The sequence below is a fragment of the Priestia filamentosa genome (assembly GCF_900177535.1).
GTDB lineage: Bacteria > Bacillota > Bacilli > Bacillales > Bacillaceae_H > Bacillus_I > Bacillus_I filamentosa.
In genome coordinates, this window is the sequence record NZ_FXAJ01000003.1 from 26379 (window position 1) to 51812 (window position 25434).

27 protein-coding genes and 1 riboswitch are annotated in these 25434 nt (G+C 35.5%); of the genes, 12 read left to right on the top strand and 15 right to left on the bottom strand.

Translation table 11 applies throughout. The features are described 5' to 3' along the window. Window positions 1-18 precede the first annotated feature (18 nt). From B9N79_RS13655 to kynU, 4 genes are all read right to left on the bottom strand, one after another. Window positions 19-1419 (bottom strand): DUF1565 domain-containing protein, encoded by a 1401-nt coding sequence (locus tag B9N79_RS13655; protein WP_046216745.1) that lies wholly within the window; start codon window positions 1417-1419, stop codon window positions 19-21. A gap of 373 nt (window positions 1420-1792) precedes the next feature. Continuing rightward, the gene (gene kynB, locus B9N79_RS13660; RefSeq protein ID WP_040058329.1) at window positions 1793-2416 is read right to left on the bottom strand and encodes an arylformamidase; all 624 of its coding nucleotides are present in this window, start codon (window positions 2414-2416) and stop codon (window positions 1793-1795) included. A gap of 17 nt (window positions 2417-2433) precedes the next feature. After that, the gene (kynA, locus tag B9N79_RS13665) at window positions 2434-3273 is read right to left on the bottom strand and encodes a tryptophan 2,3-dioxygenase (RefSeq protein WP_019392852.1); all 840 of its coding nucleotides are present in this window, start codon (window positions 3271-3273) and stop codon (window positions 2434-2436) included. A 36-nt stretch (window positions 3274-3309) separates the two neighbouring features. Beyond that, window positions 3310-4596 (bottom strand): kynureninase, encoded by a 1287-nt coding sequence (gene kynU, locus B9N79_RS13670; RefSeq protein ID WP_040058328.1) that lies wholly within the window; start codon window positions 4594-4596, stop codon window positions 3310-3312. A 159-nt stretch (window positions 4597-4755) separates the two neighbouring features. Between kynU and B9N79_RS13675 the strand changes: the two genes are divergently transcribed. Together B9N79_RS13675 and B9N79_RS13680 are read left to right on the top strand one after the other, a co-directional pair. Next, window positions 4756-5388: a TetR/AcrR family transcriptional regulator gene (locus B9N79_RS13675; protein ID WP_019392854.1), complete on the top strand. Its 633-nt coding sequence runs from the start codon at window positions 4756-4758 to the stop codon at window positions 5386-5388. After that, window positions 5385-5903, top strand: coding sequence for a hypothetical protein (locus B9N79_RS13680; protein WP_040058327.1), 519 nt, complete (start codon window positions 5385-5387; stop codon window positions 5901-5903). Before B9N79_RS13675 ends, B9N79_RS13680 begins: the two co-directional genes overlap by 4 nt. 22 nt (window positions 5904-5925) lie before the next feature. Here B9N79_RS13680 and B9N79_RS13685 read toward each other — a convergent pair whose 3' ends face one another. Continuing rightward, window positions 5926-6216 carry a sigma factor-like helix-turn-helix DNA-binding protein gene (locus tag B9N79_RS13685; RefSeq protein WP_048896709.1) on the bottom strand — a complete coding sequence of 97 codons (291 nt, stop codon included), beginning with the start codon at window positions 6214-6216 and terminating at the stop codon, window positions 5926-5928. Further along, window positions 6210-6413 (bottom strand): sigma factor, encoded by a 204-nt coding sequence (locus B9N79_RS13690; RefSeq protein ID WP_048896710.1) that lies wholly within the window; start codon window positions 6411-6413, stop codon window positions 6210-6212. The genes B9N79_RS13685 and B9N79_RS13690 overlap by 7 nt, the downstream gene beginning before the upstream one ends. Window positions 6414-6903: 490 nt before the next feature. Here B9N79_RS13690 and B9N79_RS13695 point away from each other — a divergent pair, with 490 nt between their 5' ends. Together B9N79_RS13695 and B9N79_RS13700 are read left to right on the top strand one after the other, a co-directional pair. Beyond that, window positions 6904-7458 (top strand): ion channel, encoded by a 555-nt coding sequence (locus B9N79_RS13695; RefSeq protein ID WP_019392858.1) that lies wholly within the window; start codon window positions 6904-6906, stop codon window positions 7456-7458. 99 nt (window positions 7459-7557) lie between these two features. After that, window positions 7558-8376, top strand: coding sequence for a squalene/phytoene synthase family protein (locus tag B9N79_RS13700; RefSeq protein ID WP_040058324.1), 819 nt, complete (start codon window positions 7558-7560; stop codon window positions 8374-8376). Window positions 8377-8406: 30 nt separating this feature from the next. Here the strand turns inward: B9N79_RS13700 and B9N79_RS13705 are convergent, their stop codons facing one another. The 6 genes from B9N79_RS13705 to B9N79_RS13730 all read right to left on the bottom strand — a co-directional run bounded on the left by B9N79_RS13705 (window position 8407) and on the right by B9N79_RS13730 (window position 13014). Then, entirely contained in the window at window positions 8407-9711 is a 1305-nt protein-coding gene (locus B9N79_RS13705; protein WP_046216747.1) for an MFS transporter, read from the bottom strand. 110 nt (window positions 9712-9821) lie between these two features. Further along, on the bottom strand, window positions 9822-10100 hold the full coding sequence (locus tag B9N79_RS13710; protein WP_040058323.1) for a PilZ domain-containing protein: 279 nt from the start codon (window positions 10098-10100) through the stop codon (window positions 9822-9824). Window positions 10101-10264: 164 nt separating this feature from the next. Beyond that, window positions 10265-10846: a YiiX/YebB-like N1pC/P60 family cysteine hydrolase gene (locus tag B9N79_RS13715; RefSeq protein WP_019392862.1), complete on the bottom strand. Its 582-nt coding sequence runs from the start codon at window positions 10844-10846 to the stop codon at window positions 10265-10267. A 333-nt stretch (window positions 10847-11179) separates the two neighbouring features. Further along, entirely contained in the window at window positions 11180-11743 is a 564-nt protein-coding gene (gene lepB, locus B9N79_RS13720; protein ID WP_040058322.1) for a signal peptidase I, read from the bottom strand. 90 nt (window positions 11744-11833) lie between these two features. Continuing rightward, window positions 11834-12190, bottom strand: coding sequence for a LapA family protein (locus B9N79_RS13725; protein WP_040058321.1), 357 nt, complete (start codon window positions 12188-12190; stop codon window positions 11834-11836). Window positions 12191-12288: 98 nt separating this feature from the next. Further along, a complete protein-coding gene (locus tag B9N79_RS13730) occupies window positions 12289-13014 on the bottom strand; it encodes a YgjP-like metallopeptidase domain-containing protein (RefSeq protein ID WP_040058320.1) in 726 nt (241 codons plus the stop codon). Between the two features lie 237 nt (window positions 13015-13251). Then, a riboswitch (SAM riboswitch) is annotated at window positions 13252-13353 on the top strand. Window positions 13354-13439: 86 nt separating this feature from the next. On the opposite strand from B9N79_RS13730, the gene B9N79_RS13735 reads away from it, so the two are divergent. The 4 genes from B9N79_RS13735 to hpaB all read left to right on the top strand — a co-directional run bounded on the left by B9N79_RS13735 (window position 13440) and on the right by hpaB (window position 17731). Beyond that, on the top strand, window positions 13440-13685 hold the full coding sequence (locus tag B9N79_RS13735) for a hypothetical protein (RefSeq protein ID WP_019392866.1): 246 nt from the start codon (window positions 13440-13442) through the stop codon (window positions 13683-13685). Between the two features lie 426 nt (window positions 13686-14111). Then, on the top strand, window positions 14112-15737 hold the full coding sequence (locus B9N79_RS13740; protein WP_040058319.1) for a M20/M25/M40 family metallo-hydrolase: 1626 nt from the start codon (window positions 14112-14114) through the stop codon (window positions 15735-15737). 62 nt (window positions 15738-15799) lie between these two features. Further along, entirely contained in the window at window positions 15800-16042 is a 243-nt protein-coding gene (locus tag B9N79_RS13745; RefSeq protein WP_019392868.1) for a DUF2164 domain-containing protein, read from the top strand. A 255-nt stretch (window positions 16043-16297) separates the two neighbouring features. Next, window positions 16298-17731 carry a 4-hydroxyphenylacetate 3-monooxygenase, oxygenase component gene (gene hpaB / locus B9N79_RS13750; protein WP_040058318.1) on the top strand — a complete coding sequence of 478 codons (1434 nt, stop codon included), beginning with the start codon at window positions 16298-16300 and terminating at the stop codon, window positions 17729-17731. 159 nt (window positions 17732-17890) lie between these two features. On the opposite strand, the gene B9N79_RS13755 is transcribed toward hpaB, so the two are convergent. Beyond that, complete coding sequence (locus tag B9N79_RS13755) at window positions 17891-19186, bottom strand: NCS2 family permease (RefSeq protein WP_040058317.1); 1296 nt, start codon at window positions 19184-19186, stop codon at window positions 17891-17893. A 451-nt stretch (window positions 19187-19637) separates the two neighbouring features. Here B9N79_RS13755 and B9N79_RS13760 point away from each other — a divergent pair, with 451 nt between their 5' ends. From B9N79_RS13760 to msrB, 4 genes are all read left to right on the top strand, one after another. Then, complete coding sequence (locus B9N79_RS13760; protein WP_139814838.1) at window positions 19638-20837, top strand: hypothetical protein; 1200 nt, start codon at window positions 19638-19640, stop codon at window positions 20835-20837. 154 nt (window positions 20838-20991) lie between these two features. Then, window positions 20992-21480, top strand: coding sequence for a MerR family transcriptional regulator (locus B9N79_RS13765; protein ID WP_040058315.1), 489 nt, complete (start codon window positions 20992-20994; stop codon window positions 21478-21480). A gap of 191 nt (window positions 21481-21671) precedes the next feature. Beyond that, window positions 21672-22097: a MarR family winged helix-turn-helix transcriptional regulator gene (locus B9N79_RS13770; protein WP_019392873.1), complete on the top strand. Its 426-nt coding sequence runs from the start codon at window positions 21672-21674 to the stop codon at window positions 22095-22097. A gap of 145 nt (window positions 22098-22242) precedes the next feature. Then, on the top strand, window positions 22243-23202 hold the full coding sequence (gene msrB, locus B9N79_RS13775; protein ID WP_040058314.1) for a peptide-methionine (R)-S-oxide reductase MsrB: 960 nt from the start codon (window positions 22243-22245) through the stop codon (window positions 23200-23202). Window positions 23203-23218: 16 nt separating this feature from the next. On the opposite strand, the gene B9N79_RS13780 is transcribed toward msrB, so the two are convergent. Both B9N79_RS13780 and B9N79_RS13785 read right to left on the bottom strand, forming a co-directional pair. After that, window positions 23219-24328 (bottom strand): GerAB/ArcD/ProY family transporter, encoded by a 1110-nt coding sequence (locus B9N79_RS13780; protein WP_040058313.1) that lies wholly within the window; start codon window positions 24326-24328, stop codon window positions 23219-23221. 19 nt (window positions 24329-24347) lie between these two features. Beyond that, on the bottom strand, window positions 24348-25430 hold the full coding sequence (locus B9N79_RS13785) for a Ger(x)C family spore germination protein (RefSeq protein WP_046217449.1): 1083 nt from the start codon (window positions 25428-25430) through the stop codon (window positions 24348-24350). Between the last annotated feature and the right edge of the window lie 4 nt (window positions 25431-25434).

Here is a 25434-nt window from a genome sequence, read left to right on the forward strand (position 1 = left end):
ATTTTTGTGTCCGTTTTTCTAATGGATAAGGAGATCTGCTTTTGTTCCTTTTTTAAGTGAAAAGTTAAATCCTTTTTCATCCTTATAATGAGGATTAGTGAAAATGGACTTTGCATCGCTATTTGTTAGCCTTTTAAATTGGGAAAGAGAATAAACTTCTTTCTTCTTCCAAGTCCAAATAGCATCCTCACCAATTCTAGAGTCATATACGTTACGACTCAAATGATTGTTTTTATTTTCTTTAAAATCATTGCTAATAAAAATACCTGAAGAACTTGCTGAAAAGACATTGTTCTCAATCTTATTGCCTTTCGTATTATATTGAAGAAGAAGTTGCCCACCGCCTAATTCTTTAAGGTCGTTCTTATATAAAACATTGTGAGTGATTAAAGAGTTTTTAGTACCTCCACGTTTCTTGTCATATCCACCAATAGAGATTCCTGTGTAGTCATTATTATATAGGGTATTATAAGAAATCGTAATATCCTGAGCATCTTTCCCTTTATGCTCTGAAGTAGCTTCAATGCCAATATCGCTTTTGTAAACGACGTTGTTGTTGACTGTAAGATGATGTCCTCCATCAATATAAATTCCACCAGCTGCATAATCCTCACCATAAGCAGGATTACCATAACTTGAAATATGATGCACAATATTATTTTCGATTTTTCCGTTTCTTACATAGTCATGTTTTTTGGCAGTTCCTTCATAGCCAATTAAATCAATGCCAATATTATCAGAATATCTTACTGTATTGTTTGAAACAGAGAAGTTTGAAACGTTTCCATTTAATGCAAGTGATTCACTTGATCCAAGTGTTAGATGTTCTAGTAAGTTTTCTTTAATAGTAAGGTTTGTAATCTCTTTTGTTCCATAAACTGCAATACCGTGAGCATTGCCATCTTGTCCTGTTGTTCCTATATGGTGAACTTTGTTAAATAGCAGTTTAATTCCTGTTCCTTCCCCAGCAATATAAACTCCCATAGGAATTTGATTTGTGAGAGAAGTAGATAAGTTGCAAATCTCAAGACCTTGAATCGTTATGTAGCTCTTATCTTGAATTTTAACTAGTGCTGTTTCTTCTTCTTTCTCGGGAATATCACTGCCATCCAAAATGACGCGTTCTTTTTTATAAGGGCGAAATACGATAGGAGATGTAGATGTACCACTATGTTTAATCTTTAAGGCCTCTTTATATGTCCCACCTCGAATAAAGACCGTTGTTCCTTTTGTTGCTTCCTCGCTTGCTTTTTGAAACGTTTTAAAAGGATGAGCTTTTGTTCCTTTATTATGATCATCTCCCTCAGCTGAAACATATAAGCTGTGTGTTTCAGCTGAGGAAGATTGGCGCTTATTTGAAATGATAATAATACTAATAATAAGGGCGATTAATACGATAAAAAACAGGCTCTTTTTCATTCATAAAATTCCTTCCTTGAATTTTTTAATCTCTTCATATTCTCACAACTTATTTCTCTTGGCTATGTTTTTTGAGAGAATAAAAAAACGGTAGAGTTATTACTCTATCGGTTTTAATACGATTCAAGAAGTAATCAGTACGAATATCTTCATTTGGGTAATGATTACGCTCATTAATAATAGCGTACAATGATAGAAGTAATCTTCGGAATTCTCAGTTAAAAACAAACGGGGAGTGAATGATCTAAACTAGTTGGATAAGTGGCTTCTTTTAATCTTTAGAATCTCTAGTGAATTGAAAATGTGAGGGGAGTTAGTGCAGAAACAAAGGGATAGGAAAAGAAAAAATTCTATTTCCTATCCCTTCAGAACTCTACTTTTTCTCTTTTTTTAATAAGGCACGCACAGGGCTACCGTCTCCTTCTACCAGAGGGAGGGGAAGGGCGATAAGCTGATAGTGTCCATAAGGAATATCATCCAATACGAGTCCTTCTAAAATATGAATACCGGAGCTTGCTAGCTTATGGTGATTAGGCAGTGTTTTACTTTCCATATGATCCACAGAAGGCAAGTCAAAACCAATAAGAAGCACTCCTATACTAGCGAGATATTCAATGGCTTCTGACTCAAGCGTTGGAATTTCTTCTGGATAGACAGTACGATTCTGCCATGCATCAGTACGGATTAGGAGTCGTGTTACATTATCTAAATTTAATTTTTCTAATTCTTCTTTTTGTATTAATTGCCGATTTGGTAAGTGAACAACAACTGCAGAACCAATATATAAGTTAATGTCTAAATCTATTACTTTTTTCCCTTCATTATCAAAATGAAAAGGTGCATCAATATGAGTGCCTGTATGAGTGCTCAAAGTTAGTTTGCCGATATTAACGGACCCACTTTCTTCTTTTGATACATCCACTTCGTATGAAAAAGGGGTATCTCCTGGCCATACAGCTATATTGTTATCAAGGCGCTGTGAAACATCTATCCACATAACAAATCCTCCATCTTCTAAATTTTTGTGCGAAGGCTCCACAGTTCAGGGAAGAAATGCTGATCAAGTGCTCTTTTTAAGTACGTTACCCCAGAAGACCCTCCTGTTCCAGTTTTATGACCGATAATTCTCTCAACTGTTGTCACATGATTGAAGCGCCACAATTGCTGTTGGCTTCCAATGTCAACTAGCTTTTCAGCTAGCTCATATAAATCCCAATATTGGTTAACATTGCGATAAACTTCAAGCCAAGCCAATTCGATGCTTTCATTTGGCTCATATTGTTCGGAATAGTCTCTGTTCAGACATTGCTCGTTAATTGGTAAGCCACGCCTAAACATAGCTTTGACTGCTTCATCATATATACTTGGCTCATGAAGTGCTTGCTGCATTTGATTGAAAAGGTTTTTATCATGTTTATAGACAGCTAGAGTATGAGCATTTTTGTTTCCTAAAGAAAATTCAATAAGCCGATTTTGGTATGATTGAAATCCAGAAGACTTTCCAAGATCGTCTCTAAATTCCATATATTCAGCAGGTGTTAAAGTCGAGAGGATGTTCCAAGATTGAATGAGCTGTTGTTGAATACGAGAAACACGAGAAAGCATTTTGAAAGAGGCTTCTAAATTATCATTGCGTATGCAGCTAATAGCGGCCTTCACTTCGTGCAAAATAAGCTTCATCCATAGTTCACTTGTCTGATGAATAATAATAAATAACATTTCGTCGTGATGACCAGAAAGTCTTTGCTGACTATCTAAGATTTTATGAAGATGAAGATAGTCACCATAAGACATTTCCTTTTGAAAGTCAGTTTGAATATTTTGCTCTGGGCGAGAATTGTTTTTTGACGTCATATTTTTCATTCCTCCTATGAAATTCAGCAATTGATATTAAGCAATAATTTCACGTTCATTTTTATATTGTTTATAATGCTCTTTTTGCATAATTTCTTTTAATGTTTGAACAACATTCCATATTTCTTCATAGGAGGTATAGAGCGCAACAGGAGCAAGACGAATGATATTTGGTGACCTAAAGTCAGGTATGATGCTGTATTCTTTAAGGGATTTACAAATGCGAGCGGCTTCTTTATGCTCAAGACTTAGATGACCTCCGCGTTCATTAGCATTTTCAGGACTTCCCATAGTGAAAGAAAAGGGTAATAAATAATGATTTACGAGTTTGATAAGGTAGTCTGTCATGGCTACCGACTTTTCACGAATCTTTTCAATACCAGCTTCATGGAAGATTTCAAGAGACCCAATTAAAGGGGCGAGGCTTAGCAGGTGAGGAGTGCCAATCTGGTAAGCGCTAGCTGTGTCAGCTGGTGTCAATGTATGCTCCATATCAAACTGTTTTTCTTTATTAGAACTAAACCAACCAGCAAGACCTGGAGAAGTGCCAAGATGTTTATGATTTACATATAAACCTCCAACAGCTCCTGGTCCGCCATTAAGATGTTTATAATTACACCAATAGGCAAAATCAATGTCCCATTTATTGAAAAGATGAGGAATAGCACCAATAGAGTGACAAGCATCAAATCCAACTAAAATGCCGCGTTTATGAGCTTCTTTTGTTAATGTCTTCATATCTAGAATTTGGCCGCTTCGATATAGGACAGTAGGGAGAATCATAATTGCAATATCCTCAGTCATCAATTCGATAATGTCTTCAGTATATAAAAAACGACCGTCTCTGCTTTTTACTCTAATAAGATGTGTTTCAGGGTCATAACCATGTGTACGCAGTTGACTTTGAATAGCGTAAATATCGGAAGGGAAATTAAGTTCATCAGCTAAGATTTTAGTTCGTGTTCCTTTTGGATGATAAAATGTAGAGAGCAACTGATGAAGGTTAACGGTTGTTGAGCCTGTTACAATCACTTCTTCAGCAGAGGCACCTATGAGTGGAGCAAGTTTTTTACCGAGGTTTTCTGATAATGTAAACCAAGGATGCTTGCCTGATGACCAACCATCAATCCCTAAGTTCTTCCAATCATTAACAACTTCCAAAAGAGTTCTCTCAGCTCTTTTAGAGAGAAGACCCAATGAATTTCCATCCATATAAATAGAGTCTTCCTTTAAATAGAATTCTTGTCTAAAAGAAGCTAGAATATCCTGTTCGTCAAGGTTTTTAGCATATTCGAGTGTGGGTTGAAACGAAGAGAAAGGCATGATTAATCAATCTCCTTGCTACATTATTTTTAGAAATCATATCAACAATATGACACGATGTCAATTTAATTTTCAGAAAAGTTATTTTATTTTTGAGCTTCCTATACTTTTCTTTTATTTGTGAAACTTATATGCTAATAGAAAGAGGAGGAAAGTACGATGAAAGAGTATGAAATAGAAGATAAGCGTCATCTTCGATCGCTTGTTACACGCCAAAAAATTTTAGAAGCGTCAAAATATATATTTTTGCAGGAAGGATTTCAAAAAACGACAATTTCACAAGTAATAAAAAGAGCAAAAGTAGGATATGGAACAGCATATGTTCATTTTAATGGAAAAGAAGCGTTGCTTTCTGTGTTAATAGAGGAAGTAATGACTCAATTTTATGAAATTGCAGAAATGCCTTTTTTTCCAAAAACAAAACAAGAAGCTAAAGAAATTATCGAAAAACAAGCATATCGTTTTCTCAAGATGGCTGAAACAGAGCGAGGGATTATGAGAGTTTTTCAAGAAGCTATTGGTATGTCAGATGTTATTGCACATCAGTGGAAAGATATCCGAAAACAGTTTATTGAAGGCATATCAAAAGACATTCTTTACGTTCAGGAACATCATTTAGCACGAAGTGATGTGAAGGCACATATTGTTGCAAAAGGCTGGTTTTTTATGAATGAAATGTATTTATGGGAAATCGTTCAAAATGAACATCATGGAAGTGTGGAAGAAATTTCACAAACTATTTCTTCTTTATATGTTGATGGTCTATACAGTGAAAAGGAGGAAAAGAAATGAACATTAGTCAAAAAGTGATAAAAGAAAGAAAAAGAGAAGTAATAGAAGCGATCTTAGACATGAAACAAAAAGAAGTTCATCGGCTTCGAGCTCGAATCCCTATAGAATATGCATCAGAATTTTGTCTTTATAGAGCATCTAAAAAGAAATTTCATGATGAACTAGATGCTTATAGTACACTTTGGGTTCAAATGTTGGACGATGATGAAGAATGGACATATAAGATAGGTGAAGAGGTTGCAAATGGAATTTATACATATTGGATTCAAAACGAGAAGAAAGACTATACATTTCAAAGACTAGATGTAAAAGAAGTAGAAGAGTATATTTTAGGTGGAGCAGCAGTGATGATTAAAAGTGAAAATATAGAATATGAATATGGAAGGACATCTCCCTCTTTTAGGCTAAATGGGGCCATCATTTCCTCATTAGAACTTCGCCATGTGATGAGTTATGCAGGGTATAGAGAAATTCTTTTTGAGTCAGAACAAGAGTACGGGCTTTTTGTAGAATAAAAAGACCTGTACTCTTATTTGATTATTTTTTATATTTATTTCGAAGCTTTCTTTTGGCAAGCTTTCCCCATGTTTTTACAGTTTGAGGGGAAACATTATAGCGGGATGCAATATCTTCAAAGCTCCTATCGTTTATAATCCTCTCTTCAACATAAACTTTCTCACGAGGGGTTAGGCATGTACAGTATTCGGCAAGGAGAAGTTTTTGAAGAATCTGATCTTGAGCAGGTTCTGCTATCAGTTCTAGAGTATCGTGTTCCATTTGGACGCTTCGCTGTAGAAGGAGGCTTTGTTTATAAAGTATCTTTAACACTTCCCCACGTATTGTCGTGTAAGCAAATGTTGAAAAATTTCCTTTTTTTTTTCAAATCGATTTGTTGCATACCAAAGGCCGATAAGAGCAGTTTGATAATACTCTTCATAATCCAATTTGATGTGTAACTTGTGTAAGATAGAATGAATCATTGGATCATATTCTTCTTTTAACGTTTGAAATTTGTTGTTCTCCACTGCTAAACTCCTTCAGTGCAAAAGCTTTTGCATATATTGCCGCGGTAATTTCACTGTACGTAATAAAAGGTGAAAAAGCTAAAAAGATAAAAAATGTTAAAAATGTTATTGTTAAAAACAAAATTATGTAATAAATACGTACATTAAAGGCCAAGAGTGAAGGAAATGATACGAAATTTGCTTTTTAGCAAAAAATTATTCTTTACTTTGAAAGCGTTTTCAAATATAATGGTTATAGGTTGGGTAGCATGCGTGGCTACCATGGCATATGGCGAAGGCGGAGCCAATGCACGAGTTAGACGTAAGAAAAATCTTCTACTTATTTCCTACATTACGTAACACTGCAGGTTTAAACCTTCTCATTTCTCATGGAAAAGTCCTCTGATAACGCTCATCAGAGGGCTTTTCGTCATTGTCTAAAGTTGCTGTTTTGCATAAAAAAAGAAAAGTAGGAAAAGATACAAAAAAAAGTATATAGTTGAGGATGTATATGATAAGAAAACTATTTATGAAGCGGGAGTTCAATCGGAAAAAACTGTGGCTTTATTTTATCCTTAATATTGTAGCATTAGCTTTACTTATCTTAAATTCATTTATAAAGGTTCCACCCGGTTTTTGGGGGACTAGTTTATTAATATTTTTTCTTTTGCTTTTAGGATTATGTCTTTTTTTACTTGCTGAATTTGCCATTCTTATTCCAAAAACTAATGAACCGCTCCCTAGCATTTTTATTGGTTCAGCATTAGTGATTTTATTAATGATTATTACGTATGCAGATATTTATTTGCAAATTTATTATCTAAAAGGTGGGCGAACCTTTTCGGGAACGTATCTTACAGGTGAAGATTTTCTTTACTATAGCATTACAACATTTACAACAACAGGATATGGCGATGTCTCATCATCACATATTGTTTCAAATGCTGTTGCTTCTCTTGAAATGATGACAGGTTTTATGAGCAATACTCTCTTAATGGGGGTATTGACAGCAAAGCTTCTTAATAAAGGAATCAAGGTTAAAGGAGACGATCGTTCTAAAGAATAGCAGATGATGCATAAAGATAATAAATGTTTGTTAATCTGTTCACCTATAAATGATACAATAGAGAGAATGGAGCATATTGAGAAAGGGAGATAATTAAAGATGAGTGAAAACATACGTTTACATAAAGATGCGATTGAAATGCTTAAGGAGACGAGCCGTACCTTTTTTATTCCAATTACGTACTTGTCAGAAGGTTTAAAAGAAGCTGTCGGCTCTGCCTACTTATGTATGAGAGCAATTGATGAAATTGAAGATCACCCTGAATTGGAAAAGAAAGCAAAAGCAACACTGCTTCGTTCTGTAAGTTCTCTTTTACGAAAGGGTGTTTCTAAAGAAGAATTAGCAAAGCTTTTCGCTCCTTATCAAAATATTCTTCCTGAAGTTACACTTAGGTTAGCAGACTGGATTGAATATTGTCCTAAAAATGTTGTAGATCAAGTGCTAGATGCAACGGCCATTATGGGAGAAGGAATGGCTGATTGGGCTTTGAAAGATTGGGAGATTAAAAGTGAACAAGACTTAGATGACTATACGTACTATGTAGCAGGCTTGGTTGGCGTTATGCTTTCAGACATTTGGAAGTGGCATTCTGATATCGAAACAGATAAAGATCTAGCAATCGGGTTTGGACGTGGGCTGCAGTCAGTGAACATTCTAAGAAATAGAAGTGAAGATTTACAAAGGGGCGGCATTGATTTCTTTCCAGAAGGTTGGGAAGTCGCAGATATGTTTGCATATGCTCGTCGCAATTTAAAGCTTGGTGAGGAGTATACAAAAGCAATCAAATCTGGGCCAATTCTAGATTTTTGTAAAATTCCACTTGCTCTTGCAAAGGCTACACTTCAAGCATTAGAAGAAGGAAAAGAAAAGATGACGAGACAGGATGTTAACAGTGTTGTAAATCGAGTTGTTGAGTAAAAAAGGAACCCAGGCTCTGGGTTCCTTTTTTTATGTGCTATTGTCAATACCATCTTGGTGAATTGGCTTTTTGGCTGTTTCAGGAACAAATAAAAGCCCAATCACGGCTATAATAGCAACTCCTACAAGAAAGAAGGAAGGAGTAAGCGAACTTTGAGATAAGGAAGTAAGAGCTGTAATAATAAAAGGTGCTCCTCCTCCGAATATAGCTGTGGAGATATTATACGAAAACGAATATCCGCTGTTGCGAACCCGACTTGGAAATAAAGGCGGAAGAGCTGAAGGCTGAGCACCAACGAAAAGCGAAACAAGAATTCCTAATAATAAAAAGCCAAAGAGAGGTCCGAAGTTTCCTCCATCCCTGATGAGCCAAAAAATAGGCACAGCACTTATGATAGCTAGGATGCTTGATAAAAACATAAAAAGTTTGCGTCCAAAATGATCGCTTAAAACGCCAATAAAGGGAATAAGAAAAATCATAAAGATCATTCCGATGATTGTTATAAGTAAGGAACTACTTGCCGAAAGTCCAATTTCGGTTTCAAAATAAGAAGGGAGATAAGTTAAAAGGGTGTAGTATGCTCCATTTGCAAAAGCAATACAGCAAAAAGTTGTCAAGAGAGGTTTCCGAGCAGTTGAGAACATTTCTTTAAACGGTTTTTTGGATAAAGAATCTTCCTTCTGTAATTTAGAAAAAACGGGTGTGTCATCTACTTTTGTACGTAAATACATACCAATTAAAGCTAAAGGTAGAGATAAGATAAACGGGAGGCGCCACCCCCATAGATTCATAGCATCTGCACTTAAGATGGAGGTAAGAAGAGCAACAGAGCTTGCTCCAATGATATAACCAAAAAGTACACCAGATTCAAGGAAACTTGTAAATAAACCTCTTTTTTTGTATGGAGCAGATTCTGTCATAAAAACGGTAGCTGCTCCATATTCTCCCCCTGCAGCTAGACCTTGAACCATTCGCATTACAACTAACAAAATAGTAGCCCCCATTCCAAATGATTCATAACTAGGAATAATTCCAATAGCTGCTGTTGAAAGTGACATAAGAACGATTGTTATTGTCAAAATCTTTTTTCGACCTAATCGATCTCCAATAGACCCGAAAATAATACCACCAAGCGGTCTAAAAAAGAAGGAAATTGCAAAAAGAGCAAAAGCATATAAAAAGGCAGTTGTTGTGCTGCCAGAAGGGAAGAACTGAGTACCGATAATTCCTGCTGTGTAGCTATATACGCCATACTCATACCATTCTACAACGTTTCCCATAGCAGTAGCTATCGTTGCTTTTTTCATTTTTGTGTTCGCCTGATTTTTGACCATTTCTCCTTTCTCCTTTCAATTGCCTTTCTTGTTATTTAGCCTTATAGACCAATTAATAAACAGAAAAATCAAAAAATAGTAATGAGCAAAACTTTTAGCTTTGTCCACTACTATTTTTTTAAGCGTTTTTGATAAAGTTTAATTTCATTAATAATTTCTTGGCGTTCATCTTCCTCATTTTTAAGTAAAATGCCATATTGAAAACTTTCTTGAACAGGTCTTTTCCAAAGGATTGTCCCATTGTAAGAAAGCTTAGTACTATTTATTGTGAAGGAAACGTTAATTTCAATTTTTTGATTAGTTTCAATAGGAAGTTCTAATGGAGATTGAAGGAGTAGTCCGCTTGGGCTTATGTCAATAGCTGTGATGCTGCCGCTTCTGCTTTGCACCTGTTTACCATTCCGCCGAATAATGGAAAAAAGCCCTTTTACCGGTTTTTTGAATTGAAAGCGAAAACCTTCATTACGTCAATACTGCATCTAGTTATTCCTCCCGCTACTCTACTCACTCTTTATTATAAAAGAGTAGGGAAGAAAAAGGAATTTATTTTCTTTTACAGAAGGCGAAAGAGAAATGTAATACTTTTATCTTTCACAATATGCTCTGGAAAAAGAGGGCGACTCTGTAATGGGGCAAGGGTAATATTTGCTTCTTTGTAAAGGATATCAATATGCTCAGAGCAAATATATTGGTTGTTTTGTTTATAGTTAGGAACTTTAAATACAATACGAAGTAGAATTTTTAGAATTTCAAATTTATCATAGTGTCTATTTAGAAGGGAAATCCCTTTATCAATTAGTTTCTTTTGCTCTTCTTCTGAGACGTTATTGCTCATAAATTCATCATGTCTAGCGATAAATAGTTTGCCTCTATAGCTTTCATTTTTATTTTCGTAATTTTTAAAGTAGTGAGAGAGGGGCACAATACGTACACCATCATCCTCAACACTTTCCATTACTAGAATACGATCTTCCCATTTGACAATAACCCCAACATGACTGAAAGAAGAACGTGAAAAAAATCCAATGAGACGACTTATTATATAATGACCAGAGCAAAGTAAGATATCGCCTGTCTGAACTTTTGATAAAGCTTCTTCATAAGAATAAAAAGGTAAATTTTGAATAATAATCATCTCCTTTGCTGTATTATATCGATTTTTTCATATTTGGTATGGGGAAAATGGAAACAATATATAGAAGAAAAAAACCATTCATATTGAATGGCTTTCTTTATATAGAGCTTATTTTTAATTTCGTAAATAAGGTGTTTTTCATTGGAATAGAGCCGTTTTCAGGAAGCTAAGCAGTCAGAAAACAGATTACTAAAAACGCAATAAGGGAGCGGAAAAGTAGCATTAAAATTCCTCCTTGCTCTAATTGCTTTTGCTACTTTTAGTATAAAGGAAAAACGTAAATTCGGTATCAAAATAATATTACAGTTATGTAAAAAAACAAGGAGGTGAGCGTTAATGCATAAAAGTGATCTCATTCAGTGGCCAATATCTCATGTTCACTTCTCCAACAATATTGTCGATTTTAATAAGCCCAAAATGGCGGCCATCATTGCTTATAGGACGATTATCGCCTAATACAAGTACATAGTCTTTAGGAATCTTAGCTAGGCCTACTATTTCTTTTAGGGTGAAATCATTCGTTACTTGTTCATATGGTAATTTTTCTTGCTTTGCTTTGTTTAAATAAGGTTCGGCTGTTTTTTGTCCATTTACATAAAGAACATCGTTTTTGAACGAGATATTTTCACCCGGCAGGCCAACGATCCGCTTTACAAGATATTCTTCCTTGTGCTCGGGAGATTTTAAAACGACGAGATCTGATCGCTGGGGCTTTCCATACTTATAGTTTACTTTATTGACCACAATTTTGTTTCCATCTTGTAAGTTAGGTAGCATTGAATCCCCTTTTACTGTATAAGGTTGGAAGAAGAAATGTTGAATAAAAAAGGATAAAATAATAGCTAATATGATGGTTTTTACATAAGACCAAAGTTCGCTTTTTGTACTTTTTGTCAAGCTACAATTCGCTCCTTTTAATAAAGATAGTTGGATGCTATGCAACAAAAAGAAGGCTAGTACATTTCCCTGTACTAACCTTCTACATCTTTATTTATTTAGCCTGCTCTTTATACCAACATTTTTATTTTCAGAAGAAGATAATTCTTTTTCTTTCTTTTTTGCGGCTGTTGTATTGTCTTTGTCAGCTTCAACAGAAGGAGGTACTGATGCTCCATTTTTTTGAAGTTGACGGATTTGACTCTGAAGACGAATGATTTTAACCAAACTTAATGATACAGCTACAACGCCACCAAATACGGCAGAGCCAAGAATAACGAGAATTAGTGGCCAGTCTTGTGTACCAAATACGTAGTTAAACTGAACGGGTTCATCATTTACAATAGCTAAAATAGCAACGATAAGAGCAAAAACAAGAGCTAAAATAAAATAGCGTTGTCCTTTCATAAAAAACTCTCCTTTTTAAATGGATCAGTATCAGTATTTTTATGTTTATACCCTCAACTATAAGTATGAAACCATTTCAGTTTTACTACTTCTTTAATTTATAGAGAGAGCGTATGTTCTTTTAGCCACTCTAAGCGTTCATTATAGTCTTCAAAAAGGGAAGAAGGATTTTGTTCCACTTCTTTGGCGATAACAGCTTCAATTGTTGCCATTGGAGCCATAAGCAAATGCCAATCTGCTTTTACATCTCCGTTGTTGTAAGAAACCAGGTTAGGCGATTCTTCCCATGTGATAGAAGCTACATCGTTTGTTAAAAGAGGGGTAAGGCTTTTTAAAATATCTTTTGTTTTATCATGGCCTTTTGTTATGTACCACTCTTTTAACATAGTAAAGATTTCTTCATTCGTTTTTGCTTCATCCCAGCTTGTTGGAATTTGTGCTGTGAACTTTGAATATTTAAAAGCGAAAGATGGAGTATCTTCAGTTGTTTCGATGTTTAAACGGTACTGACGTCCAAGGTAAAAGAAACGCTCTCCAGATTGAAACGATTTCTTTTCATCAGATTTAACAACGTTTTCTGCTTCTGTTATCTTTTCTTCATCTTGAGTATGATTTTCCTCAGAAGTTTGAACGTCTCCTAGCTGCTCAGCAATCCAGTCAGCTTTACGAGCTAATACAAATTGAAGGTTGCTTTTTGTGAAACTTTTCGGTACAGTAAGCAGAACCCCTTCATCTTTGCAAACTGAAATTTGAACGTTTGTTGTATTTTGAACTTGGTGAATCGTGTAATTGAAACTATGCTTTTTTGTTTTAAAATGATACATATTGAAACTCCTTTCTACAAATTTTCATTGTATATGTAAACTAAGGTGAAGGTCAAGGTTACACCGATAACTTCTTATTAATAATATCAGGAAATTGACACATATGCTCAAACTGTTCTTTCATTTTTCCTTAAAATGCTCATTTACAAAATAAAGAATAGTTGGTATAATTCCATTATTCACAAACATATATTGTTTATTAAGACAGTCAACTTTATTAACAATAGAAAAATATACAACTTATCAAGAGTGGATAAGAGAACTGGCTCAATGATTCCACAGCAACCTGCGTATGCAAGGTGCTACTACCAGCAAAGCAAACGCTTTGAGTGATAAATGTGCAGAGAAAAGATGCCAATCGCTTTTAGCGATTGGCATTTTTCTTTTGCCTTTGTCGAAAAGTATATTAAAAGGAGAGAGATAAAATGAAACATGTCGAGTGGAAGGCTTATGTTGAAAAAAATTTAGAAAATGTGGTGTCAGAAGTTTATATTCATTCCCTTGAGACATTTATTCAAATTATCGCTAAAGATTGTGACTGTACATATTCAGTAGCTATTGATTACAAGGAACTACAGAGAAGTGATGATGAGAAAGTGTCTAACCTTCTCTTAGAAAAGCTTCAGAGAGTAGGATTTGAGCATAAAGAAAGAGTGCTTGCCTCTTATTAGAAAGAGAGAACAAATCTAGTATTCATAACGTATAATAAAGTGAGCAAACTACCTCTATAGGATGTTTGTAAGAACACTATGAGTAGCACAAAATGAATTTGTCAAAATTTTTTAAAAAATATACATCCTAAATAGTCAAAAACTGTGTTATCTTATATAAAAGGTAAATTGAGGAAGGGGCGACGTTCATGGATTATTCCATTGAATATGGAAGTGATCAAAGTAGTGAAGAACTAATTGATCACATCTTGGACTATTTAGAAGCAAAATAAGAAAAAAGAGCAGCCTACAAGTGAAAGAGCTGCTCTTTTTATTTGGTTTTCTTTCTTTAAAAAGTGGTTGACGTAAAAAGGAAGATAGCGGAGAATGGGCTTAATTATAGCAGCATAAACATTGCTTTCTAAAAAGTCGAACAGGGGGGAGAACATGAAAGGGCAAACTTACTTTCAAACAAAACAACAGCTCATCGACCTTCTTTGTGAACTTGTGTCCGTTCCGAGTATTACTGGAAGCTCTGCAGAAGGAGAGATGGCCAAGTTTATTCATCGTAAGTTTCTACAGCTTCCATATTTCAGAAAACACCCTTCTTATGCTCAATTACATGATACGGAAGACGGAAGATTTATTGTAACTGCATTTGTAAAAGGTCAAAAAACAAATAAAACGGTTATTCTTGTTAATCATCATGATGTTGTTGGAGTTGAGGGATATGGGATTTGGAAAGATGCCGCCTTTAACCCCATTGAACTAACAAAACGATTTTATGGACAGCGTGAGCTTGTACCATTTGAAGTCCGCCAAGACTTAGATCGAGGAGAATGGCTTTTTGGACGTGGAATTATGGATATGAAAAGCGGAATGGTGACCCAAATGTCTCTCATTGAACGAGCGTCAAATGGGGAATTTGAAGGAAATCTGTTGTTTTTATCTGTTCCAGATGAAGAAGTAAGTTCGATAGGAATGAGAAGCGCAGTACCTGTTTTGCTTGATCTTGCAAAACAACACAGTTTTCAATATTCTCTTGTCTTGAATGGAGAACCGATGTTCAGTCGTTATCCTGGTGATACGAGAGATTATTTATATGTTGGATCGATTGGAAAGGTATTGCCAGGTTTCTTTTGCTATGGAAAAGAAAGTCATGTTGGAGAGCCTTTTGCAGGTCTTAACGCTAATTTACTTGTTAGTGAGCTTACAAGAGCATTAGAGCTTAATACAGACTATTGTGAGGTGATTGAAGGGGAAGTAAGTCCTCCTCCAACTATTTTGTCTCAGGGAGATTTAAAGAAAGAGTATTCAACACAAACACCAAACAGAGCGCTATCTCTTTATAATTTCTTAGTGATGAAGAAGCCAATGGATAAGTTTGTTTCTTCTCTATTAGAAAGTGCTCAGCAAGCAGCTCGTGAAGTAGAGAAGCACTATAATAATCGCGCTTTTCACTATGGAATGATGCAATCTTCTACTCCAAGGTCTGTAAATGTTCACGTTTTTACGTATGAGAAACTTTATAAATATGGAGTGGATACTTACGGGAAGGAGCATGTTGATAGTTTAATTAAGAAGGTACAACATGAGACGTCCTCTCTCGATCATAGAGAACAAACAACGGCTATTTTGAATGAGCTTGCTCTTTTATGCAAAGAGCTTTCACCAATGATTATTCTTTTTTTCGCACCACCATACTATCCTGCTGTATGTACAGATGATCATCCGCTTGTAAAAAAACTTGTTCAAATACTAACAAAAACAGGTGTAGAAAAGTATGGGATAGTGTTTCATAAGCAGCTTTACTTTGGAGGCATTTCAGACCTTAGCTATGTTGGACTTGATCATGCATTAGAAACTTTCTTGCCGCTCGTTCACAACATGCCATTGTGGAAGAAAGGCTATGATATCCCATTTTCTGACCTAGAACAGTTTAAAGTACCTGTCTTTAACTTAGGTCCTAGAGGGAGAGACGCGCATCAGTGGACAGAACGACTTGATGTTAATTATTCATTTGGCCCTCTTATGGATTTGCTACAAATGACTATAAAAGAATGTTTTAAATAAACGAGATTCCTGGTACATTGAAGAGAACATAGTAGAAAGCTAGAAAAGAGAGGTTACACGGTATGGAAATTTTATTATCAAAAGAACAAAAGGCAGAAGTGATTAATGAAATTCAACGCTTTTTCCTAGAAGAACGAGGAGAAGAGATCGGAGAACTTGCCGCTGAAACAGTTTTTTACTTTATAAAAGAAAATGTCGGAGCTTATTTTTATAACAAGGGAATTGAAGACAGCAAAACGATTGTAGAGCAGAAAATATTTTCTGTAGAGGAAGATTTAGAAGCTCTAAAAAGAATCAAAAGATGAAAATAAACCAAAAGAAGAACAGATTTTAAATGATGTTCTTCTTTTTTATGTTCACTTGGTAAACATATTTATAAGTGAACTTTTATAAAGTCTGCTTCATCATTTTTCTTCTTTTAAAGATAAAGACTTATAGGTTCTTGACTATCTTTTTTGTTTGAAATGCTCTCTATCTTATTTAGGTTATATATCCTGTTTCTTTTTTTAAAAGAGTGAATACGATATAAAAGACCATAAAGAGAAGAGGAGCGATTTTCTTTGGGAACCATAGATGGAAAAGAGTTTGTGACAAGATTAAATCTGTTAAAAAATGATGTATGGGTAAAAGGAGAAAAAGTCAAAGGAGCCATTAGTGAGCACAGTGCTTTTCAAGGAGTTGTAAAAAGCAAAGCGGCGCTTTATGACATGCAAACTGGTGAGCATAAATCAGTCCTTACTCATACTGAACAAGGAATAACGTACGGAACATCTTTTATGAAACCGAAAACAAAGGAAGATTTAGAAAAGAGAAGAAATGCCACACAGCTTTGGGCTAGGAAATCAGGTGGGATGATGGGAAGGGCCCCTGATTATATGAACACAGCTATTATGGCTTTTTCTTCAGGAGCGTCATTAATTGAAAAGAAGCATAAAAAAGGCAGTGAGAACCTTGTTCAGCTATATGAGAAAGCAAAGAATTTGGATTTATCTTTTACACACACATATGTAAGTCCACAGGTTAATAGAGGCTCTTTCTATTATGAGGATTGGGAAGAGGAGCCCATTGCAGCGCAGGCGGTGAAGAAAACAAAGGATGGTCTTTTATTTAAAGGAGCAAGATTACTTGCTACACAAGGCGGTCTTACGGATGAACTTCTCGTTTTTTCAACGGGTGTAAAAGGACTGGATGAAAAAGGTGCTTTTGCTTTTTCGATTCCTAGTAATACAGAAGGACTTACGTTCTTGTGCAGAGAACCATTTTCTTATCATTCTTCCTCTTTTAATTATCCATTGAGTTCGCGTTTTGATGAGCTTGATGCCATTGTTATATTTAATAATGTTTTAGTTCCATGGGAAAATCTCTTTTTCTACGAAGATAAACAAGCAGCGGAAAGTCTTTTTTTGAGAAGCAGCTATGTTTCCCTTATTCTTCATCAAGTTGTATCCCGTCAAGTTGTTAAGCTGGAATTTACATTAGGTGTAGCACAGTCAATTGTAGATACTATTAATATTAGTGAATATCAGCACGTGCAAGCTAAGATAAGTGAAATTGTGATTGCTTTAGAAACAATGAGAGGATTGCTGTTGACATCAGAAAAAGAAGCTCAAAAGGATCAGTTTGGTATCATGGCTCCGAGCGTACATCCTCTCTATGTTGCTGTAACTCTTTTTTCTAACACATATCCCCGCTTAACTGAAATAGTAGAATTGCTTGGTGCGAGCGGTCTTATTACCCTTCCAACAGAAGCTGATTTTGATTCTGAAATGGGAGAAAAGCTTAATTATTATTTGCAAAGTTTCTCAAAAGGAGGATATGAACGTGTCAAACTCTTCCGTCTCGCATGGGATATGACTCTAAGTGCTTTTGGTACACGTCAAACATTGTATGAACGTTTCTTTTTTGGCGATCCTATTCGCCTTCTTAGCAATATGTATCGTTCATATCCAAGAAGAAACTATCAAGAATTTGTAGAAAATTTTTTAGACCAATAAAAGGCGGAGGATCCTCTGCTTTTTTATTTAGTTTGGTCGCTGTAGTGAAAAAGTGTTTCCGAGTTTTGCGTAGTCAAACAATTGTTATCTGTGGAAGTTTAGATGAATGGTTATATAAAAAAAGACAAACGGACCGCAGAACGGCTCGTTTGTCTTTTTTTAATGGGAAAAGAACATAAGTTGAATAAAGAATAAAAGGGCGAAAATATAAACAAGAGGGTGAACATTTTTTCCTTTCCCTTTTACTAGTTTAATTAATGGATAAGAAATGAACCCCAGTGCAATACCTGTTGCAATGCTTGATGTTAAAGGCATGCTTAAAATAACAAGAAAGGCTGGAAAAGCTTCATCAAGTTCTTTCCATTCAATCTTAGCAACAGATTCCATCATTAAACTTCCAACAATAATTAAAGCAGGTGATGTAATCGCAGCAATTCCTGAAACAGCTCCTACAAGAGGACTGAAGAAAGCAGCAACAATGAACAAAATGCCAACAGTTAGTGTTGTTAGCCCTGTACGACCTCCAGCAGCAACTCCTGAAGATGATTCAACAAAGGCTGTTGTTGGACTTGTACCGAACATCGCTCCAAATGTTGTTCCAAATGAATCAGAAAGAAGTGCTTGACGCAGGCGAGGCATTTTTCCCTCTTTCATAAGTCCTGCTTTTTGAGCAACGCCAACCATTGTGCCTGTTGTATCGAAAATCGTAACAAGCAAGAAAGAGAATACAACAGCATAAAGGCCGTGTGTAATGACATCGTTCAGTGCTGTAATAGGATTAAAAACAATAAGTCCTTCTGGTAACGATGGGAAAGAGAAAAATCCCTCTTTAAATGAAAGTTGCCCTGTGCACAGAGCAATAATTGCAGTTGCAATCATTCCAAGGAAAAGGGCTGCATTTATACGTAATGCCATTAAAAGAAGCGTAATGGCAAGTCCAACAATGGTAAGGAAAGTGCCTGGTTCTGTTAAATCTCCTAGTTTTACGAGGTTTGTTGGATCATCAACAATGATGTGAGCATTTCGTAAACCGATAAAAGCAATGAAAAGACCAATTCCAGTTGTGATAGCGTTTTTTAAACTATCTGGAATTGCATCAATTAATTTTTCTCGAAAAGAAGTTAGAGAAAGGATAAGAAAAATAAGACCAGCGATAAATACCGCAGAAAACGCTGTTGTATACGTTATGCCTTCCTGTGAGCAAATAACAGCAAAATAAGCATTCAAACCCATGCCTGGAGCAATTGCAACAGGATAATTAGCTGCAAGGGCCATCCAAAGGGTTCCAATTACAGCTGAAATAATGGTAGCTGTAAAAACTTGCTCAAAAGGAACGCCTGCACTTGATAATACGACAGGGTTAACAATTACGATATATACCATTGTAAGGAACGTTGTAAGCCCTGCTGATAGCTCTGTACGAACGCTCGTATTTGCTTCTTGTAATTTAAACATGTTTACCTCCAAATTACGAACATTTTTTATGAAACAACATCCATAATATTCGTTTTTTGAGTATAGTGCAAGAGTTTTTCATATTTCTAATAGAAATATGAAAAACATTCTTTTGTAATTAGTAATGACCAATTTAAAGAAAAATATTTTTGAAACCGAATGAATTCTGTCCCGTAAATATAAGTACAGTACAGAAAGTTTATTACTTTTGGAGAAGAATTCTGGAATAAGAATTCCTGATAAGTTTTTAATTTGAAGTTTTTCCAATATTAACCAAGGGTAATAAAGAACTAGATAAGTAGAAATTTTTGTGAAGTATAAGACCTATTTCTTCCAAAAAATATTGACGTTAATTTTGTCTTTATGTTTTAGTAGAAGTAGTGCAAAATGGAGATTGGGAAATCGAGAGGAGGTAAGAAGCTACAATATATATGCAGTAGCTTCGAACTATATGAAAAAACGTAAATTACTTATTACAAACACAGCTTTACTTGGTACAGCAGCAATCGCTTTAACAGCGTGTAATAGCGCTCCAGGAGAACAATTAACAAAAGCATACAGCAATCTGGAAACGGTTAAATCTTTTGAAGCGACAACAAAATTATCTTTCAAAGATATTAAAATTGACGCAGCTGAGTCTGATCCAGAGATGCAGCAAGTAGTTGACGTGTTGAAAAACTCTTCTTTAACAATGGATACGAAGTATGATCAAAAAACGAAGAAACAAGAAGTGGTATTAAACATTAAAGCAAAAATGGGTATGATGGCTCTAGATGCTAAAGTACCAATGCTTTTTGATGAGAAAGCAAATACATTCTATATTGAGGCAGATAGCCTTGTTGATAACATTTCGCCATTCCTACAAGGATCTGGAATCGATATTAGCAAATTCAAAGGAAAAACAATTTCTATTGACCTTAATGAGTTAGCAAAAGACGATCCAGAGCTTCAAAAAGAACTTGATGCAATGAAAAATTCTCAAGACACAGCACAGCTTCAAGAAAATATGCGTAAAGAACTTGAAAAACTTTTAAAAGATAAATCAGAAGATGATTTTAAAGAAGAAGACGGGAAAATTACAGTTAACTTCTCTGATAAAGAGGTTAAAGGTCTTATTGATAATTACCTTAAAGAAGCAGACTTAACAGCTGAAGAGCGTGAAGAGTTTGATAAAGCGTTAAATGATTCAAATGCAAAATTCAGCGGTCTTACATTAACAAGTGAAGTTGATGGAGACCAGCTTGTATCTGATTCTGGCAAATTCTCTATGACTGCTGAGCCAGAAGGTGACAAAGTCTCAATGGACTTTACGTTCTCTTCTAAATATAATGATAATCTTCCGAAGTCTTCAAATGTTAAAGTAAACATGAACGTTGAATCAGAAGATGGCGGCGGTACATTTGCAATCGATACGAAAACAAACTACAAGTCTGTAAACAAAGATGTGAAATTTACAGTTGATACAAAGAAAGAAAATTTAATTACAACAGATGAACTTGAGCAATACTTTATGCCAGCAACACCAGAAGTTCCAGCAACTGGTGAAGAAACACCGGCAACACCAGAAGCTCCAGCAACTGGTGAAGAAACACCGGCAACACCAGAAGCTCCAGCAACTGGTGAAGAAACACCAGCAACATCTGCTCAATAATTTACAAAAAAGTCCTGCTCCTTGTAGCGGGGCTTTTTTGTAATATCTCTTCTTTTTTTGGCGAATTCATACTAGTTTTGTCAAACAGAAAGGGATTCATCATTTCCGCTCGAATGTAGTTTCGTAAGGAGAAGAAACGAAGGGGTGAGCGGATATGAAGACACATGAAGCTGCACGTGAACTTGGAGTTAGTTCTCAAACCGTTATAAAATGGATTCGGCATTACAATATTGATTGTGCTAAAAACGAGCGCGGTCATTTTGATATTTCAAAAGAGAATATTAAGCAAATCCGGGAAGCTCATAACATTCAGCCGCGCTCTTCAGCTAGAAAAGGACACGTTCAGAGTTCTACAGATTTTGATGCTGTAGAAGCGCAAATTCAAGAGATGTGTAAACAGATGGGAAGTATGATGGGAAGAATCGCAGAAAATGATCGTCGAATTGAAGAAAAAGCAGGTGAAGTTGTTACCTTCCAAGTCCTAGAGCACCGAACTGAGATTACGAATTTGCAAAAGAAGATATATGAGCTAGAAGAACGTTTGGCAATGGTAGAGGAACAGTTAGAAAAGAAAGAAGGATTTATTGCAAATAAGAAACTCCCAAGGTGGAAGACGCTCTTTATGAACTTATGGAGTTTGTAGCTTGATAGCTTGCATTGCTATCAAGTCTTTTTTTATTTAAAAGTCTTTTATTTTCTCCTTTGGTAAGTAGTAGAGGAATTATTGTAATAACAGTGGTACAATTAAATAAAGAACGATGGTTACTAGATGTATGATGTAGCTAGTAACAAGCGGGCTTCAAGTTTACGATAAGAAAAAGAGGAGGCGATTGTATGGAACGTCATACGATGATGGTTGATTTAGAAAAATCAATGCGTCGCGTATTTCGACAAATCCGCTATGAAATCAACGATCTATTGCAATCGGAAATGACAAGCAGTGAATTTGCAATTTTACGTCTTTTATCAGAAGGCGGAGGTAAAAAGGCAACAGAGCTGTCCAAAGCACTTGGTGTATCTGCTAGTCATATTACAGCGGTAACCGATACAATGATTGATAAAGAGTACATTACAAGACGGAGATCCCCAAATGACCGTCGCGTTGTTGAGATTGTGTTAACAGAAAAAGGGGAAGAAATATTTAAGGAGTTTGGAGATAAAAAACTTAAGTATTTAACCGAGAAATTTGAAGTAATCAGCGATGAAGAACTTCAACAACTTATTAATGCCTTACACCGACTAGATCGGTTCAAAGAATAGACCAAAAAAGCGAAGACAGTATTCTGTTTTCGCTTTTTTGTATGAATGAGAAAAAGAGAGTGCATGCTGAAAATAGCATATTGTTTTGAAAGTGAACAAGGAGACGATATAATAAGAAAACAAAGCTTATAAAGGAGCTGAAATTATGACAAGTCACAATCATATTGCTACATTTGCAGGTGGCTGCTTCTGGTGTATGGTTAAACCATTCGACGAACAGCCAGGCATTGAAAAAGTCGTTTCAGGATATACGGGCGGCCATAAAGAAAACCCAACATATGAAGAAGTATGTTCAGATACAACAGGACATGTTGAAGCTGTTCAAATTACTTTTAATCCAGAGATTTTTCCATATGAAAAACTTGTAGAATTATTTTGGCAACAAATTGATCCAACGGACGAAGGCGGACAGTTTGCTGATCGAGGAGAATCATATAAAACAGCTATCTTCTATCATAGTGAAGAGCAACGTCAAATTGCTGAAAAGTCAAAAGAGAACCTAGCAAAAAGCGGTCGATTTTCGAAACCTATCGTTACGCCTATAATAGAAGCTAAGCCGTTTTATCCAGCTGAAGAATATCATCAAGATTATCATAAAAAACATCCAATTCGCTACAAAATGTATCGAAAAGGTTCTGGACGTGAAGGATTTTTAAAAGAAGCTTGGAGCAATAAAGAACAGCAAAAAGAGCTTCGCAATCGCCTTACCCCAATGCAATATGAAGTAACTCAAAACAATGGGACTGAGCCTCCTTTCCGTAATGAGTATTGGGACAATAAAGAAGAGGGGATTTACGTTAACATTGTATCAGGTGAGCCTCTTTTTAGTTCACAGGATCAATACGATGCAGGATGTGGATGGCCTTCTTTTACAAAACCAATTGATAAAAGTGTTGTGGAAGAGGAAACTGACACATCGCACGGCATGATTCGCACTGAGGTACGTAGCAAGGGAGGAAATGCTCACTTAGGACACGTATTTGATGATGGACCTTCTTCACATGGTGGTCTACGTTATTGTATCAACTCAGCAGCGCTTCGTTTTATTCCAAAATCAGATCTTGAAAAAGAAGGGTATGGGGAATACAAAAAGTTATTTTCATAAAAAACAAAAGGAAGCGTTATGCTTCCTTTTGTTTATTTTTCATTTTTTGCCATTTTCGCTTAAGCATTGTTAAAATGCTGAGCAGTGGAATGTACAAAATGAAGAGGAAAAGACCCACGAAACTTGAATATTTCCCGAGTGAATTAATTTCATAACGGGTATCAAAAAAAAGAGCTCCAGCAAAAAGACAGGCAAAAAAGAAAGGTAGAAATCGAGATGGACGCAGAGAGAAGCTTCTCTTACAAAGACGTGCACAGCACCAAGTTGAAATGGAAATCCCAGGAATAATAACAAGGAACCAAAGGGAAATCACAATATATTCAAAACGTTGAATGAATGGAATTTCAATAATTTTAGCCATTGAAAGCGTAGGATAAATAGTGTGCTGAAGTTCGTCTTTATTAAAATAAACAAGTGAAACAAGAAGAATAATGAAATAAGTAAAAAACGTCAGAGCATTTGCTCCATGAGCAAACTTTTGAGATTTATGGGCTTTCTTTATAAAAGGATAAAAAATAAGCAACAGTTCAAATCCACTAAACTCAAACATAAAAACTTTTGAAGCCATCAATATATCTTGGACAGAATGATCCCAAACAGGAAGTAAATTTCGGTAATTTGCAAACTGAAGAGGGAAAATGAGCATCACCCATAAAAAAGCTGGCAGAATGACGCTGAAAAAAGCAACACCTGTTACAATTCGAAATCCAGAAGTAAGAATGTAGTAGGTAATAGCAATGATAACAAGGGAAAGAACCCAAGTTGGGAGAAGGGGAAACATCCATAATTGCAATACTTCTATATAAGTTCGAAAGATTGTTAAACAAATGAGAAAAATATAGACTAAAAAAGCAAAATCTAATAGTTTGCTTAACCATTTTCCAAATAAAAACTGATGAACAGCAATGATGTCAGGTTGCTCTTCAGAAAGCATTTTATACGAAAACCAAATCACAATATGAATTGCAAAGGAAGCTAGGCAAAGGGAAATCCATGAATCTTGCTCTGCATATTTGGCAACTAATCGTTGAAAAGCTAAAATGCCAACCCCAATTTGAAAGCCGTGAATAAGAAAGAAAACTAGAAAAGGGGAAACTTGAAACTTTTCATCCACAAGCTTAGACATATTGCATTGCCTCCTTTCTTTATTCACCAATTCCTGTTTGAGTAAGCTTTACATCTATGTTTACTTTAATATCCATTTCTGGATAATGGTTGTGAAAATCCTTCCAATCGAAGTGACGCGTTTTGCTTCTTGCAAAATCCTCAAATCCAATTGGATCAACTTGCAGTTTTTGCATGTCTTTAACAATTCTATTTCCATTTTTGGTGAGTTCATCTTTAATTTGATCTTCAATATCGTGCACTTGTTTTCTTTCTTTTGCATTTACCCAAGCAGGATATTCTTTTAGAAGGCCGTTAATGTGGACATCGACTTTAATTGAGTTGTTCTTTTTTGAATATGTCATAGACTGTTTGGCATATAAATTGCGAAGAACAACCGCTCCTTTTTTTCCTTCTGCTTTAATAAATGTATGATAAAGACCATTTTTAGAGCCGCTGCGAATGAGTTTAAATAAAAACGTTTCTTTCATATTTAACGTTGTAACAAGTCTTTCTTTATCAAAAATGGCTAGCCCCTTCAACTTGATTTCGTCTTTTTCGCCCCCTAAATAAGGAAGAAAAACATCTCGCCCTTTTCCATAGTAATTTGAGAAAAAAACATGAAGGTTTGTATATGGCAAGTTTTCTGTATGGATGTTTTGTTCAATTAAATCTGTAATGTAAAGCGATTCCTTTACATCTTTTTTTGTTACGGCTTGTAACATTGTTTCTGCTTTTCCATCCACAACAGCTACATGTACGCGCCGACCGAGAGAAGGACTTCTTGAGAAACTATGAATGATTTCTTCTATATTATGTTTAGCATAAGCTTTTCCAAATAAAAGGATACGCGTTTGACCTTCTACCAATCGAAGGGCCGATTTTTCATTGATTTTTTGTAAAATATTATACGTATTATCAGTTGTAACACTAATTGTACTCGGTTCCTCTGTTGTGCTTTCTCGGAAAAGAGGAAAAAGAGCAGTCCCACGAATCTTTCCATCCTTTGTATAATCTAGGCCTATTCCTTGAACAACTAAAACATCATCAATAACAAAGGAAGAGCAACTTGATAAAAAAAGGATAGAAAACATCAAAAGAACGAGTAGGGATCTTTTCTTCATCTTG